This window comes from Brevibacillus sp. AG, from assembly GCF_028369215.1.
GTDB classification, from domain to species: Bacteria; Bacillota; Bacilli; order Brevibacillales; family Brevibacillaceae; genus Brevibacillus; species Brevibacillus porteri.
In genome coordinates this window covers 60,088-74,267 of the sequence record NZ_JAQMYO010000008.1, presented here as the reverse complement: position 1 = coordinate 74,267, position 14,180 = coordinate 60,088, and the positions used below count along the sequence as shown (strand labels likewise).

Below are 14,180 nucleotides of genomic sequence, written 5' to 3'. Positions count from 1 at the left end.
GTATATAGTAGAGTACATAGAGTTCTACATCGAGCCTGTTCACTTCATGATTTGTTGTGTACGCTTTCCTGAATAAATACTTGTGAAATCATTCACTTTTTATTATTCGAATCCGTTTTCTGCTTAACTTTGTGAAAAATGTTACAAGCAATTTTTTACCGGATTTTCAGGGAGAATAGCGGCCGTTACTCGTATGAACAGGCATCGAGAATAAAAGGCCTCTATTCCAAAGCAAAGGAGGACGTTTTTTTTATGTCTCAAACAACTACGCAACAAGCTCAAGCTGCTGCTGAAGTAGCAAGCACTGCAACTCTGGCACCAGCGCAGCAACAAGATGTACTCGATCAGTTGATGAAACCAGAAATCCAAGAGTCACTTAACGTATTGGTGGCGAACCTGCCTAAATTGGCAGAACTGACAACTCTTTTGACCAAAACATATGATTTGGTACAAACAGTAGCAAATGATCATGTGTTGATCGACGACATCAAAGGCGGAATGGAAGAGTTCGTAAAACCGATCTCTGATAAAGCGAAAGGTATTGCGCAAGCAGCCATTGAAGCCAATGACCGTGTTCATGTTGAAGAGTCTACTATCGGTTTGTTCGGTATTCTCAAAATGCTCAAGGATCCGCAAGTACAAAAAACTTTGCGTTTCGCACAAGCATTTCTGGAAGTATCAGCAGAACGTCAACAACAAAAACGCTAGTATTTTTTATTATGGAATGTAAGACAAGGACGGAGGATTTGGCATGGCGAAGCATATTCTGATTCTAGGCGGCGGTTATGGCGGTTTGCTCAGCGCATTGACTGCACGTAAATACATGACGGCTGAAGAAGCGTCGATCACGGTGGTAAACCGTTTTCCTACTCACCAAATCATTACGGAACTGCACCGCTTGGCAGTAGGAAACCTGTCTGAACAAAACGTGGCGCTCCCTCTGGAAAGATTGCTGCGTGGCAAAGAGATTAACCTCGTAGTAGACACGGTAGAAAATATTGGTCTCGACTCCCAACGCGTTACACTGGGGAGCGGCGATTCCATCAAATACGATGCTTTGGTGATTGCGCTGGGTAGTGAAACCGCATTCTTCGGAATCCCAGGTCTGCAAGAGTACAGCTTTACACTGAAGTCTGTAGAAGAAGCAAATCGTCTGCGAGCACACCTCGAAGAGCGCGTGATTGAATACAAGACGAGCAAAAATAAAGCAGATGCTACCTTCGTTGTAGGTGGTGGCGGTCTGACCGGTATCGAGCTGGTTGGGGAATTCGCTGATATGCTGCCAAATCTGTGCCACAAACACGGCGTAGACTTTGCAGACGTATCCATCTACTGCGTAGAAGCAGGTCCATCCATTTTGGCTGGTTTTGCTCCTGACCTGGTTGAGCGTGCGAAAACGAGTTTGGAAAAACGCGGTGTTCAGTTCCTGACAGGCGTACCTGTAACGGAAATGAAAGAAACCACAGTTTGTCTGAAAGATGGCGGTACCATTGAAACCAAAACAATGGTATGGACAGGTGGCGTACAAGGAAATCGCGTAGTGGCTGAGTGCGGCGTGGAAGTAAACCGCGGACGTGCAACTGTTACAGAATTCCTGCAATCCACTTCTCACCCTGATGTATTCCTTGCAGGTGACAGTGCGGTCGTAATGGGGCCAGAAGGTCGTCCATTCCCTCCGACTGCGCAACTGGCATGGCAAATGGGCGAAGTAGTAGGTCACAATCTCTTCGCACACTTCAACGGCACCAAAATGGATACCTTCAAACCGGTATTCTCCGGTACATTGGGTAGCCTGGGCCGTAAAGACGCGATCGGAACAATCGGTGCAAGCCAACTGAAGCTGAAAGGTCTGCCTGCAACCTTGATGAAAGAAGCGAGTAACGTTCGCTACTTGACTCATATCAACGGTCTGTCCTCTTTAGCATACTAATCGAATCAGGAAAACCCGGGATCATGGTATCCCGGGTTTTTTGTGTTTGTTTATCCGTTTCCGCTTGGATCCTCAATCACGTTTGGGGATTGTGCCATCTTTTTGCCCCGCATGTCATTGCCAAACTGTTCGAGACTGCTTGGCTTACCAGCTGGGTGATTGTTACGGCGCTCCGATTTATCTGACTTTCCACGTCCGGCCATTTGTCTTTCACCTCCTCCATACGATACGCATTATTGTGCGCGAAGAAGCTCCCCCTCATGTAATCAAAGTAAACCAAATGTGATCCGATGAAAAAAAGTGACGGATAAGGATTGTCACATTCCATGCTTTCCGTTATAATGTCCTCTATGAAGAAACAACTGTTTTTCTCAGGAGGACACAACGCATGAAAAAGGAAGAAAAATTCTACTTGATTCGATCTGACATCCTGCCAGAATCGATTGCCAAAACGATTGAAGCCAAGAAGATGCTGGAATCCGGCGAAGTGGATACTGTGAACGAAGCGGTTGAACGGGTGGGATTGAGCCGCAGTGCTTTTTATAAGTACAAAGATGGCATTTTTCCGTTCAATTCGATGATGAGCGAAAAAATTATGACGTTTACGTTCTCTTTGGATCACATGTCAGGTTACTTGTCCAAAGTGCTCACATATGTAGCAGATCAAGGTGGAAACGTATTGACCATCAATCAGACGATACCACTTCAAGGGATTGCTACTATATCCATGTCAGTCGATATGGCTAATCTTCGCGTATCTAGCACGGAGTTTTTGGATAGCTTGCAGCTGATCCCGGGCGTTCGCAAAGCGATGATCGTCGGTAGAGGCTAAGCAAAAAAACAATCAAAGAAAAGGCAGGGGAGAGAGACATGGAGAAGCAGAGCATTAAATTGGGATTAATGGGTTTTGGAACAGTAGGGACTGGTGTAGTACGTATCATTCAAGCGCATCAGGAGGATTTGCAAAAGCAAACCGGCCTCAGTATTGAGGTTTCCCGTATTCTTGTTCAGGATGCAGAAAAATCTCGCAATATTTCATCCATGGAGGGCGCGCTGACCACAGATCCTGCTAGTCTTTTGGATGATCCAGAAATTGAAGTCATCGTAGAAGTAATTGGTGGCATTCACCCTGCAAAAGAGTACATTTTGGGTGCACTCGAACGAGGCAAGCACGTAGTAACAGCCAACAAGGATCTGATGGCGTTGCACGGAGCCGAAATTTTAGAGAAGGCGCAAGAAAAGGGCTGTGACGTTTTCTACGAGGCAAGCGTGGCTGGTGGAATACCAATTTTGCGTGCGCTTGTAGAAGGGTTTTCCTCAGACCGTATCGCGAAAATGATGGGGATTGTCAACGGGACGACCAATTACATCATGACCAAAATGAGTCAAGAGGGCGCAGAATATAGTGAGGTATTGAAAGAAGCGCAAGCACTGGGCTACGCGGAGCAGGACCCAACCTCCGATGTGGAGGGCTTTGATGCAGCCCGCAAAATGGCGATTCTGGCAACGCTGGGCTTCCGTGTACCGATGAAGCTCGAAGATGTAGACGTAAAAGGGATCAGCTCCGTGAGCAAGGAAGATATCGCTTATGGCAAACAACTGGGCTACGAAATCAAGCTGCTCGGCCTGGCTCGTCGTGACGAAGAGGCGATTGAGGTAAGTGTGCAGCCGACTCTGGTTCCAAAATCCCATCCACTCGCTTCCGTAAATGGTGTCTTTAATGCCGTGTACGTACATGGGGAAGCGGTAGGAGAAACCATGTTTTACGGGCCGGGCGCAGGTGAAATGCCGACTGCTACCGCCGTTGTGTCTGACCTGGTCACTGTCGTCAAAAACAGAAAGCTAGGAGTGAATGGACGCGGAATGGTTGCTCCCTACAAAGAAAAAGTATTGAAAGAAGACAGCGAAAAATTCTCTAAATACTTCCTGCGCATCGTAGTTGCAGATAAACGCGGTGTTCTTGCTCAAATTACGCAGCTATTGGCAGACAAAAATATTTCCCTTGAGCAGGTCATCCAGCAACCGTTCAACAACGGACGTGAAGCGGAGATTATCATGATTACACACCTGTCCTCAAAAAGTGACATGGATGCGGTACTGGCTTACATGGAGCAGATGGATATCGTATCAACTGTGCAGAGCTGCTACCGTGTAGAAGGGGGAGACAAATAATGGCTTTTGATCGACAGTCTGGCATCTTGGCACGTTACCGGGAATTTCTCCCGATCACAGAAAAAACTCCGCTGGTCAGCTTGCATGAAGGAAACACACCCCTAATCCATGCTCCGAATCTTTCCAAACAATTGGGGGTGGAGCTGTACGTCAAGTACGAGGGGCTCAATCCGACTGGCTCTTTCAAAGATAGAGGCATGGTCATGGCTGTAGCCAAAGCGGTAGAAGAGGGAAGCAACACAATCATGTGCGCTTCGACGGGAAATACATCAGCAGCAGCTGCGGCGTATGCGGCACGCTCAGGATTGCGTTGCATCGTTCTGATCCCGAACGGCAATATCGCGTTAGGCAAGTTGGCTCAGGCTATCGCCTATGGTGCAGAAGTCATCGCGATTGACGGTAATTTTGATGAAGCGCTGGATATCGTTCGCGAAATCACAGCGAAAGAGCCGATTACACTGGTGAATTCCGTGAACCCTTACCGGATCGAGGGACAAAAGACCGCGGCGTTTGAAGTGTGCGATGCGCTGACGGATGCACCTGACATTTTGGCCATCCCAGTTGGCAACGCAGGAAACATTACAGCATATTGGAAAGGCTTCGAGGAATATTTCGCAGCCAAAAAATCGAGCCGCTTGCCTAAGATGTACGGATTTCAGGCAGCGGGAGCAGCGCCGTTGGTTCATGGCAAACCAGTAGCCAACCCTGAAACGATTGCGACAGCCATTCGCATTGGTAACCCGGCGAGCAAGGATGGCGCTTTGAATGCCATTTCGAAATCAAGCGGTCTTATCGATAGTGTAACGGACGAAGAAATTTTGCATGCCTATCATTTGCTGGCGAAGAGTGAAGGTGTGTTTTGTGAGCCAGCCTCGGCAGCATCGCTGGCTGGCATTATCAAGCTGCATGAGGCGGGAAGGCTTCAACCTGGCAGCCAGATCGTGTGTGTACTGACTGGAAACGGACTAAAAGATCCAAATATCGCTTTGAAGCTGGTAGGTGAAGAGCCGCGTTCTGTTCCGGCGACACATGAAGCTGTGATGGAGCTGGTTCGTCAAAGTGGGAGAGAATTTGTATCATGAATGGACAACGTGTAAAAGTAACCATACCAGCAACAACAGCGAATCTGGGACCGGGATTCGATGCGCTGGGAATGGCTTTCCAGTTGTATTCTTTCGTAGAAATGGAAATCAGTGATCATACGACAGTAGAGATGATGGGCAAGGAGCTGCAAGGAACACCGACGGACAAAAACAATCTCCTGTACAAGGTTGCGGCGGGATTGTTTCAAGAAGCAGGTCTCGCCATTCCTGAGCTGGCGATTCGTGCTTCCAGTGATGCTCCCCTGACGAGGGGATTGGGGAGTAGTGCGGCTGCGATTGTAGGTGCACTTGTAGCGGCCAACCATCTCGCTGGCGAACCATTTACTCGTGAGCAATTGTTTGAAAAGGCAACACGCCTAGAAGGGCATCCGGATAATGCGGGAGCTTCGATGTTTGGCGGTATCATTGTTGCGACGATGCCTGAAGTACCAGGAGACCCCATTCCATATGTGCGGTTTTCTGCTCCGGCGGGATTGCAAACACTCGTCGTGATCCCAGACTTCATGCTCTCGACAGAAAAAGCGCGGAACGTTTTGCCACAGGTGTACAGCAGAGAGGATGTTGTATATAATGTGGGTCATAGTAGTTTGCTAGTTGCTGCACTGGCACAAGGCAGACTCGACCTGATGGGACGGGCAATGTCGGATCGGTTGCATCAGCCGTATCGAGCAAAGCTTGTACCTGGCTTGAACGAAATCCTGGACAAAGCGACTGAACACGGGGCACTGGGGGCTGCTTTAAGCGGCGCGGGACCGACGATCCTCTGTTTTTTCTCTTCGGATGAAGAATTAGAGAAGCTGCGTGCATTTGTGGACAGAGTGATGAAAGGGCACGACATCTCGTACCGCGTGATGATCTTGCAACCGGACGAAAATGGCGTACAGGTAGAAATCCATCAGAGATAGACCATAGTGGATAGGAGTAGCCATGGAGAAGAAACTTGCTTTTCTAGGACCGCGTGGAACGTTTACCGAAGAAGCAGCGAGGATATTGTCGCTCGGACAAAAGTTATCTTTCGTTCCGTACCCAAGTATTATTGAAGTACTAGACGCTGTTTCCAAAAAGGAAGTGGCATACGGTGTCGTACCGATGGAAAACTCCATTGAAGGAACAGTCAATTCTACACTGGATTGGCTCATTCACGAAGTAGATTTGCCCATTCTGGCGGAGCTCGCACTACCGATTACGCAAAACTTGCTGGTGGCAAAAAGAGAGCACCCATTGCCTTTGTCAGCGATTACGAGAGTGTTGTCACATCCTCAAGCGATTGCACAAAGCCACAACTTTTTGCGTGAGAATTTGCCGGAAGCAGCGATCGAAACGGTAAACAGTACGGCATTGGCAGCCAAAATGGTGAGTGAGCATCCAGAAGAGCCGTGGGCTGCTGTTGGTACTCGATTGAATGTAGAGATTTATCCATTGGAGTTTGCGCGTGAACAAATTCAAGATTATTCGAATAACTACACGCGTTTTGTTCTCGTTGGTCTGGAAAGTCTTGATCTGCCGGTTTCCCGCAAGGAAAAGACGACGATTCTGGTCACGCTGCCGGAAGATTTCCCAGGAGCATTGTATCAAGTGCTGGCTGCTTTTGCTTGGAGAAAGGTCAACTTGTCTCGCATCGAATCACGTCCGACGAAGAGGGCACTCGGAAGCTATTATTTTGTCATCGACATTGAGCAGAAGATGGACGACGTCTTGTTGCCAGGAGCGTTTGCGGAGATTGAAGCCATTGGTTGCCAAGTTCGTCAGCTCGGGACGTATCCATTTTATATGCATCAGACCAATTCCTAGAGGGATTGGTTTTTTCTTTTTCTGGCTCCCTCCCAACAAAGGAGTGGCGTCAAGGAGCAAAACGCCCATGACTGCATACGATGTTAGGGAGTTTGGTGCAAGGGAGGAGAAAAACATTGAGAATACACATCGTCCAAAAAGGCGATACGATGTGGAAGATCGCCAAAAGATATGGCGTCGATTACAAAGAACTGTTACGCCTTAATAGTCAATTAAAAACTCCCGATACAATTTATCCTGGAGCGAGAATCAAGATTCCGGCGAAACAAGTTCCTGTCCGACCACAGCAAAGAACGACGCCCCCCCATCCAATGAGTGAGGCGGCCCCTTATGTGAAAGAAAGACCGATTACGGAAGAGGAAGAGATGGAGGTACCGCAACAAATCGAAAGGCGGCCAATTGAGCCAGAAGAATCAGGAGAGGTACAAATCGAATCAAGGGAGGAGATCAGACCTACTCCACTGCCAGCTCCCATTCCTACGAGGCCACCCAAGGAGATGCCAAGGCCACCCAAAGAAATGCCAAGACCACCAGTCCCTTCTGTTTCACCAGAGGTTGTCAGGCCAACAGCACCACCTACATTACCACCTCCACCACCAACACAGCCTATTCCAAAACCAACGGAGCCGATTGAAAAGCCAATCGAAAAACCAATCGAGAAGCCAACACCGTATAAACCACCGAACATTTCAGGCAAGCCAAATGTGCTTCCTCCGGTTCCTCCTGTTCCTATACGTCCACTCATACCGACTCCACCTCCAACCGGAGTGAGTCCGTATATTTATCCACCAGCGATTCCACCGAATCAAAATGTGCCTAGCATTCCATATAGACCACCAACTCAGGTCTTGCCATTACAGCCTACAAGACCGCCAGCATATGCATGCCCACCTTGCCCACAGCCAAATTATCCACCGCCACGGGTAAGTCCATTGCAACCGATGCAGCCAAACTATCCACCACCACGGGTAAGTCCGTTGCAACCGATGCAGCCAAATTATCCACCACCACGGGTAAGTCCGTTGCAACCGATGCAGCCAAACTACCCACCACGGGTAAGTCCGTTGCAACCGATGCAGCCAAATTATCCACCACCGCGGGTAAGTCCATTGCAACCGATGCAGCCAAACTATCCACCATCACGGGTGAGTCCGTTGCGGCCGATGAAGCCGCCTTCAAAGGTGAGCCCACAACAGCAGCTCAAGCCACCTTCAAAAGTGAGCCCGCAACAGAAGCTGAAGCCATCGACGAGGGTAAGTCCAGAGCAAGAGCGCAGGCCAATGCCACAGGTGCGTCCGTTCCCGCCATTCCCACCGCAGTTCATGCCACCATGCCCGCCATTTCCGCCTTGCCCACCGTTCGGGAACCCGTGGATTGGCCCTTTTTATCCAAATCGACGACCGATTGTGAGTCCAGAACAAATGCGACCAATCAATCCATTTCCAATTGTCCCACCACCGATCAGACCGATGCCGCCGTTTCCTTATCCATGCCCACCACCATTTCCACCCATGCCATTAAAGCGGCCACGAGCGAAAAGGCCTGTGTGCCCGGAACCAGTGGAGTCATCATCATGTGAGTGTTCTTCTGAAGTCCGGGAGTACAAAGGCCGAAAAGGCAAGTACAATCGTTCTCCACAGGAGATTCACAATAACATGATGTTCCCGCCTTCCCCGTGTATGGCTACCATGCCTGAACAAGGGGTTTGGCCGAACTGGGGAGATGGGCATGAAGATTCCTCTTCTTACTGAGAGGGTATGGGATGAACAAAGGAATCTTATCCACCATTGAAAAGGCTTTTCGCTGTCAAATCTACGGTGTGAAGCCGAAGCGAAACGTCAACCTGTTAAAAACAGACAGGGGCCACTGGATACTCAAAGGATATAAGCAGGTCGAAAAAGCTGTGTGGGTGACAGAGTTAGCGGATGCACTACATGAGAAGGGCTTTCATCATACTGTGCAGTATGTGGAGAATCATGAAGGGTCCAAAATTTTTGCATTTGAAGACCGTCATTACACCATCATGAAAATGATTGATGGGCATGAAGCAGATAACGCTTCTCTTTTCGATGTCAAAAAAACAGCAGAAACATTGGCCCGTTTTCATGTTGCAGCTCAGGGTTTTCCTATTGCTCATACGTATGCGTATGAAGGAAAACCGGCTCTTTTAGATAAATGGGAGAGCCGCTTGGAATACTTTGAGCGGTTGATGTGGTCGATTGAACAGAAAGGACCCCAGAGCAAACTGGAGCAACTCATTTCGCACCAGGCAGATCACGTTCTTCGAGATGGCAAGGAGCTGCTGCAATCTGCCTACAAGCTGCCTTTGACGCCAGAAATGTTTTTAGCCATGGAGAGGGGGACACTCGCGCACAGAGACGTGGCGAGTCATAACTTTCTGCTTACGGAGCGAGGCAATTGTTATTTGATTGACCTTGATACAGTAGGTCATGATCTTCAGCTTGTTGACCTTGTACAATTAATGTCGCGAATGCTGTTGATGCAAGACTACCGCATGGATTCCTTTGTGGAAGCGATGGAAGCCTATAGTAACATCAACTATTTATCTGATACCCAGATATGGGCTGTTCATCAATTGCTTCGCTATCCGGATAATTTCTTGCGGGAGGTAACGGGCTTGTATAGTCAGCGCCCAGGCTACCACATGAAGGGCGTCATGCAGCTGATCCAAATGGAAGGCAAAGTGATGGCGAATCGCCAACGTTTTTTAAACGATGGAGAACGAATTTTCCAGCACTCTCCATGGGGGCATTACCATTTTGTCGGATAGTCGGATAAAACAAAACATCCCTCTCGAAAGAGGGATGTTTGTGTTGGTGACAAGCTTACTTGGAAGCAGGCTTGGACAGATCAATAGAGAATTTCGCAAACCCAGTTTCCAATACGTTGATGAACTTGATATTGGACAATTTTTCAGCGAATGGTTTCGCGTCAGGAGAAGAAGTGAATGTAACGTTCAGCTTCGCATTTACTGGAGCAAAAGACCAGTTGTTGTCTGCTGCTGGGTCGATATTTTTTTGGTTCAGGATGTAGTCGATTACGATTTGACGGTTTTCATCTGGAGAATCGATTACGATGTTTTTGCCATCCAGACCTGGGAACGCACCGCCGCCGCTTGCACGGTAGTTGTTGGTTACGACGATGAATTTGTCTTCAGGTTTTACTGGTTTGCCATTAAAAGACAGGTTTTTGATGCGGTTTGCATCTTTGCTTGCTACTTTTCCATCTACAGCGTATTTGGATGGCTGTGTAACATCGATTTGATAAGTAACACCGTCGATTACATCAAAGTTGTACGTTGGGAAAGACTCGTTGATGAGTGGTTGCTCATCCGTTTTCTTCAGATCGATTTGGTTGAACTGTCCAGCGGAACGCTCCAACCATTCTTTCACCGTAGCTCCATCGACCAGAACCGCTTTCAATGTGTTCGGGTAGATGTACAGGTCAGATACGTTTTTGATGGCGATTGTACCAGCTGGGATATTGGAGTAGTAGCTTACCCCGTTACGGCCGCCTGCTTTAAATGGTGCACCAGCAGACAGAACTGGAATGCCTTCGTATTCTGTACCCTTCACGTTTTTCTCAACGAACCATTTTTGTGCATTGGTTACGATTTGGATAGATGGATCGTCTTGCACAAGTGCAAAGTAGCTGAAGATCGGGGAAGATGTTTTCCCTACAGCAGAACGAACCCATTCAACTGTTTTATCGTGATCTTCTTTTACTGCATCTACGATAGTTTTGTCTGCATCAGCCAAGGATGCTTTGTTCGCTTTGTCATAGATTGGAACTACTTTGGTAGCGGACTCAGCCACTTTCCATTTTCCATTTTCTTGTTTCAGCGTCAGGTCGATCACGCCGAGGTGGTTACCCCAGAAGCCAGGCATAACGGCTGGTTTACCATTGATCGTTCCTTTTTCTGCATCAATGCCTGGAATTTTATCGAATCCAGGACCAGGGAATACGGAGTGGGAGTGTCCGAACAGGATCGCGTCGATACCATCTACTTTGCTCAGTTGGTAGCTAGCATTCTCCAATTGAGGACCACCCTCGGTAGGGCCAATTCCGGAGTGAGGAACCGCGATGATGATGTCTGCACCTTTTTTCTTCATTTCAGGTACGAATTTGTTGGCAGTTTCCACGATGTCTTTCGCGATTACTTTTCCTTCCAGGTTAGCCTTGTCCCATTGCATAATTTGTGGTGGAACAAAACCGATTACGCCTACTTTGAGTTTTACATCTTTGCCGTTCTCATCTTTAAATGTGCGCTCCAGGATTTCGTAAGGAGTGTACATGTTTTTGTCATTGTCAGGGTTTTTGTCCTTGTCGTCTACATACACGTTGGAGTTTATGTAAGGGAATTTTGCACCCTTCAAGCTGGTATCCAAGAACTCCAAACCAAAGTTGAACTCGTGGTTACCGATATTGGCAACATCATAGTCCATCAGGTTCATTGCTTTGTAAGCAGGGTGAGTGTCTCCAGCTTTCAACGGGTCGATTTTTGCCACGTAGTCGCCCAATGGGTTTCCTTGCAACAAGTCACCGTTGTCGATCAGGATGCTGTTTTTCGCTTCTTCTCTTGCTTTTTTGACCAAAGTCGCTGTTTTTGCGAGGCCAAACTCGTCTGTGTTTTTGTCTTGATAGTAGTCATAGTTAACGATGTTGGTGTGGATATCTGTCGTTTCCAACAGGCGGAGCTTCAGGACAGAATCTGTTTGTGCGCTTACAGGAGTAAGAGGAAAAGAGAGAGCGCCAACAACCAAAGAAGTGCTGAGGAGGAAAGCAGTCAGCATTTTTTTGTTCGTTTTTTTCATGTTTGAAATGACCTCCATAAGTTTACAATAATGCCAAGCAAAAATAGTTTATCATTAGAATAGGACGCTGGATAGATAGCTAGATGAAATAGTATATTAATTTTTTGTATTGACAAAAATAAAAAAATATAACGTCAATCCGCCATAGGTCGCGTATGCCCCTCTTTCTTTGTGGTAATGATAGGAAGAAAAGCCTATATAAAAGAAGGGGTTCTATGTGACAGAGAAAAAACAGTGGGTGGTTTACGCGACATGGGGTGCAGCATTAGCCACTGGCGTCGTAATCGGTATCCTGTTAGTAGGAAAGGAAGGAAACGATTCGGGTCTTGCTCGTTTACTGAACCATTCAGGCAAAGCAGATGTAGTCGCGGGGACGTCGTACGAACTGGTTTTAGCTCGCCATTATTTGTGTGGGGTGCGAGACGAAGAACATGTGGCAGTTCGTACCAATCAACTGGCAGACGTCATGGGCAACTATAATGGATGGGAAATTGTACAAGCAGAACCTGTCAAGATGATCTTAATGAAACGCGAGCAGGATATAGCGCCAGCGTGCAAGGAGAATGGACATATCGGAATAGCGTCAGACGGCATGCTTGCCCTGTTTCATGGTCTGCCTACTGAACAAGATGTCGTACAGACCTTTTATCGAATCGATACGGCAAAAATGGAAGCGAGTCTGCCAAAAGAGGAATGGGAGAATCTGAAACGGGGGATTCGCATTCGGAATCTGGCAGAGTATAACAGTGTATTGTCCACCTATGGCGAATACCAATGGAGTGGCCAATGAAAATGGGTGGACCTAAAAGAAATCCCTTTCGAGCCTTTCGTGTAACAAGCACGTATTGGACTGGAAAGGGATTTTTGTTTCAATTGCTATGGATTCAGTTCAACCGCAATGATTCGCCAGCGTTCCCCCGGGACTTCGCGGCGCAAAAGAAACTTCCATGTTCGTCGAAAATTACCGCCTTCCCGGGCGATGTACGTGAGCCGAACAGGAACCTCTATCAAGAGGGGGCCACGTTCGTCTGACGGGATGACGATTTCTGACGTTCGCACAGATTCGATCGCGGACAGCCCTTCAGGAAGTGAGAATCCGTCCGTTGTCATTCGCATTGCATGGGTGTCGTGCTCATGCAACGCGGTGAGGAAAAAACCGACCAGCTCTTCTGGAGACGCCCCTTTTATTGTAGTCGCAAGTGCTCCGGAGGCTTTTAGAATCATCATGCTGTGACTAGGATCGGGCTCTGTGCGTCGGTGGGTGGAGCTGCCGAAAAAGTGGATGCAAAAATGCCCCGGGAATTCATTTCCTTTAATCGCGCCAGCGCCGTGAGGCATTCCGTGCATGGATGCTGCAAAATAAGTACCGTCTACCTCTACCAGAATGGCTCTGCGCTTCCACGACCATTTTCCCTGATAAATGTTCTTCATGATCTGTGTATCCTTGCGTGTCAACGGTTGGACATCGGCATGGCGACTGCCTGCTCTGCGCTGGACATCAAAACGTTGTCCTGTCTCTAAATCAATCACGGTACCGAATTCCATCCGTTTCAACGTTTTTTTTACCTGTTCCCAGGGTATGGCATGTGCAAAATGGACTGCCTCAACGGATTTGGCCATTTCTTCGATCCGCTGGCGAACATCGTTTGCCAAAACATAACGGCGGGGCATTTCTTTTTCATAAAGCTGTCCATCGTGATCATATACATACGTTCGTTTTTTTACGGTCAGTGTAGCTCGTATCCAGTGTGGGTTGTAGGAGGCGACTTCGGTAGTAGAGCCTAATAGCCGCTTCGTAAATTGCTTTTGATCACGGAAGGACATGGTCGTTTGGAAAGAGGACTCAGGTGAGACTGAAACGGTGACCGTGATGTCATTCTTGACCTTGGCAAATGCAGAGTGTGGCATTGACAGTGCGATTACGAAAAGGCATATACAAAAAATAAGGACTTTGCTTCGCAACAATCAACACCTCCACTGCTTATCGTTTCAATTAAATGTCTGGCTCATGTTGCGTAAATCTTGGTATCATAACGCCCTTGCGCTTACGCCATACTGATTTCATACGGTGATCGAAGGAGGAGTCTTTAGACCATGTCTACCATGCCTAGAGGTAGCTACAAAGACCAGTTCCATCAGCGTTTGTACGTTCAGTTGAACCAGGGGCACAACAAGCTCAATTACCAACAGATCAACAAGATCAAAGAGCACATGCAAAGTGACGTGGACGAATATGCCCACTTGCAGCATGATGTGTCGGATTCACTCGGAATGAACAAACACTAACAGACACCGTATAACCCGTTCCTTTTATAGGGAGCGGGTTTTTTATATCCGAGTTCAAAAAGT

General features: G+C 47.7%; 15 protein-coding genes and 1 pseudogene. 12 read left to right on the top strand and 4 right to left on the bottom strand.

All coding sequences use genetic code 11. The features are described 5' to 3' along the window. Nucleotides 1-252: 252 nt before the first annotated feature. On the top strand, nt 253-708 hold the full coding sequence (locus POF51_RS21420) for a DUF1641 domain-containing protein (protein ID WP_007728644.1): 456 nt from the start codon (nt 253-255) through the stop codon (nt 706-708). Nucleotides 709-751: 43 nt separating this feature from the next. Next, a complete protein-coding gene (locus POF51_RS21415) occupies nt 752-1,930 on the top strand; it encodes an NAD(P)/FAD-dependent oxidoreductase (protein WP_069850527.1) in 1,179 nt (392 codons plus the stop codon). Between the two features lie 50 nt (nt 1,931-1,980). Here the strand turns inward: POF51_RS21415 and POF51_RS21410 are convergent, their stop codons facing one another. After that, nucleotides 1,981-2,133 (bottom strand): hypothetical protein, encoded by a 153-nt coding sequence (locus POF51_RS21410; protein ID WP_007728640.1) that lies wholly within the window; start codon nt 2,131-2,133, stop codon nt 1,981-1,983. A gap of 185 nt (nt 2,134-2,318) precedes the next feature. Between POF51_RS21410 and POF51_RS21405 the strand changes: the two genes are divergently transcribed. From POF51_RS21405 to POF51_RS32120, 6 genes and pseudogenes are all read left to right on the top strand, one after another. Then, complete coding sequence (locus POF51_RS21405) at nt 2,319-2,762, top strand: ACT domain-containing protein (protein ID WP_017247551.1); 444 nt, start codon at nt 2,319-2,321, stop codon at nt 2,760-2,762. Nucleotides 2,763-2,800: 38 nt separating this feature from the next. Next, nucleotides 2,801-4,102, top strand: a complete 1,302-nt coding sequence (locus tag POF51_RS21400) for a homoserine dehydrogenase (protein ID WP_017247552.1) — start codon at nt 2,801-2,803, stop codon at nt 4,100-4,102. Then, nucleotides 4,102-5,184 carry a threonine synthase gene (gene thrC, locus POF51_RS21395; protein WP_106833367.1) on the top strand — a complete coding sequence of 361 codons (1,083 nt, stop codon included), beginning with the start codon at nt 4,102-4,104 and terminating at the stop codon, nt 5,182-5,184. Before POF51_RS21400 ends, thrC begins: the two co-directional genes overlap by 1 nt. After that, a complete protein-coding gene (gene thrB, locus POF51_RS21390) occupies nt 5,181-6,110 on the top strand; it encodes a homoserine kinase (RefSeq protein ID WP_069850522.1) in 930 nt (309 codons plus the stop codon). Before thrC ends, thrB begins: the two co-directional genes overlap by 4 nt. 22 nt (nt 6,111-6,132) lie before the next feature. Then, complete coding sequence (gene pheA, locus POF51_RS21385) at nt 6,133-6,996, top strand: prephenate dehydratase (RefSeq protein ID WP_017247555.1); 864 nt, start codon at nt 6,133-6,135, stop codon at nt 6,994-6,996. Nucleotides 6,997-7,076: 80 nt separating this feature from the next. After that, nucleotides 7,077-7,199 (top strand): annotated as a pseudogene (locus tag POF51_RS32120) (LysM peptidoglycan-binding domain-containing protein); the annotation flags it as partial. A gap of 125 nt (nt 7,200-7,324) precedes the next feature. On the opposite strand, the gene POF51_RS21375 reads toward POF51_RS32120, so the two are convergent. Then, entirely contained in the window at nt 7,325-7,741 is a 417-nt protein-coding gene (locus tag POF51_RS21375; protein ID WP_271756026.1) for a hypothetical protein, read from the bottom strand. Nucleotides 7,742-7,888: 147 nt separating this feature from the next. On the opposite strand from POF51_RS21375, the gene POF51_RS21370 reads away from it, so the two are divergent. Together POF51_RS21370 and POF51_RS21365 are read left to right on the top strand one after the other, a co-directional pair. Next, nucleotides 7,889-8,575: a hypothetical protein gene (locus POF51_RS21370; RefSeq protein WP_271756025.1), complete on the top strand. Its 687-nt coding sequence runs from the start codon at nt 7,889-7,891 to the stop codon at nt 8,573-8,575. A 183-nt stretch (nt 8,576-8,758) separates the two neighbouring features. Continuing rightward, nucleotides 8,759-9,787, top strand: coding sequence for a phosphotransferase (locus POF51_RS21365; RefSeq protein WP_069850516.1), 1,029 nt, complete (start codon nt 8,759-8,761; stop codon nt 9,785-9,787). A 55-nt stretch (nt 9,788-9,842) separates the two neighbouring features. On the opposite strand, the gene POF51_RS21360 is transcribed toward POF51_RS21365, so the two are convergent. Further along, a complete protein-coding gene (locus tag POF51_RS21360) occupies nt 9,843-11,831 on the bottom strand; it encodes a bifunctional 2',3'-cyclic-nucleotide 2'-phosphodiesterase/3'-nucleotidase (RefSeq protein ID WP_069850514.1) in 1,989 nt (662 codons plus the stop codon). A gap of 217 nt (nt 11,832-12,048) precedes the next feature. Here POF51_RS21360 and POF51_RS21355 point away from each other — a divergent pair, with 217 nt between their 5' ends. Continuing rightward, nucleotides 12,049-12,621 (top strand): BofC C-terminal domain-containing protein, encoded by a 573-nt coding sequence (locus POF51_RS21355; protein ID WP_069850512.1) that lies wholly within the window; start codon nt 12,049-12,051, stop codon nt 12,619-12,621. 86 nt (nt 12,622-12,707) lie between these two features. Here the strand turns inward: POF51_RS21355 and POF51_RS21350 are convergent, their stop codons facing one another. After that, nucleotides 12,708-13,796, bottom strand: a complete 1,089-nt coding sequence (locus POF51_RS21350) for a hypothetical protein (protein ID WP_069850510.1) — start codon at nt 13,794-13,796, stop codon at nt 12,708-12,710. Between the two features lie 129 nt (nt 13,797-13,925). Between POF51_RS21350 and POF51_RS21345 the strand changes: the two genes are divergently transcribed. Then, a complete protein-coding gene (locus POF51_RS21345) occupies nt 13,926-14,117 on the top strand; it encodes a hypothetical protein (RefSeq protein WP_069850508.1) in 192 nt (63 codons plus the stop codon). The last annotated feature ends 63 nt before the right edge of the window (nt 14,118-14,180 follow it).

Bases quoted from the DNA above. Each gene is read 5' to 3' on its own strand.
- POF51_RS21420 (WP_007728644.1), top strand. From the start codon at position 253: ATGTCTCAAACAACTACGCAACAAGCTCAAGCTGCTGCTGAAGTAGCA.
- POF51_RS21415 (WP_069850527.1), top strand. From the start codon at position 752: ATGGCGAAGCATATTCTGATTCTAGGCGGCGGTTATGGCGGTTTGCTC.
- POF51_RS21410 (WP_007728640.1), bottom strand. From the start codon at position 2,133: ATGGCCGGACGTGGAAAGTCAGATAAATCGGAGCGCCGTAACAATCAC.
- POF51_RS21405 (WP_017247551.1), top strand. From the start codon at position 2,319: ATGAAAAAGGAAGAAAAATTCTACTTGATTCGATCTGACATCCTGCCA.
- POF51_RS21400 (WP_017247552.1), top strand. From the start codon at position 2,801: ATGGAGAAGCAGAGCATTAAATTGGGATTAATGGGTTTTGGAACAGTA.
- thrC (WP_106833367.1), top strand. From the start codon at position 4,102: ATGGCTTTTGATCGACAGTCTGGCATCTTGGCACGTTACCGGGAATTT.
- thrB (WP_069850522.1), top strand. From the start codon at position 5,181: ATGAATGGACAACGTGTAAAAGTAACCATACCAGCAACAACAGCGAAT.
- pheA (WP_017247555.1), top strand. From the start codon at position 6,133: ATGGAGAAGAAACTTGCTTTTCTAGGACCGCGTGGAACGTTTACCGAA.
- POF51_RS21375 (WP_271756026.1), bottom strand. From the start codon at position 7,741: ATGAGTGGACGTATAGGAACAGGAGGAACCGGAGGAAGCACATTTGGC.
- POF51_RS21365 (WP_069850516.1), top strand. From the start codon at position 8,759: ATGAACAAAGGAATCTTATCCACCATTGAAAAGGCTTTTCGCTGTCAA.
- POF51_RS21360 (WP_069850514.1), bottom strand. From the start codon at position 11,831: ATGAAAAAAACGAACAAAAAAATGCTGACTGCTTTCCTCCTCAGCACT.
- POF51_RS21345 (WP_069850508.1), top strand. From the start codon at position 13,926: ATGTCTACCATGCCTAGAGGTAGCTACAAAGACCAGTTCCATCAGCGT.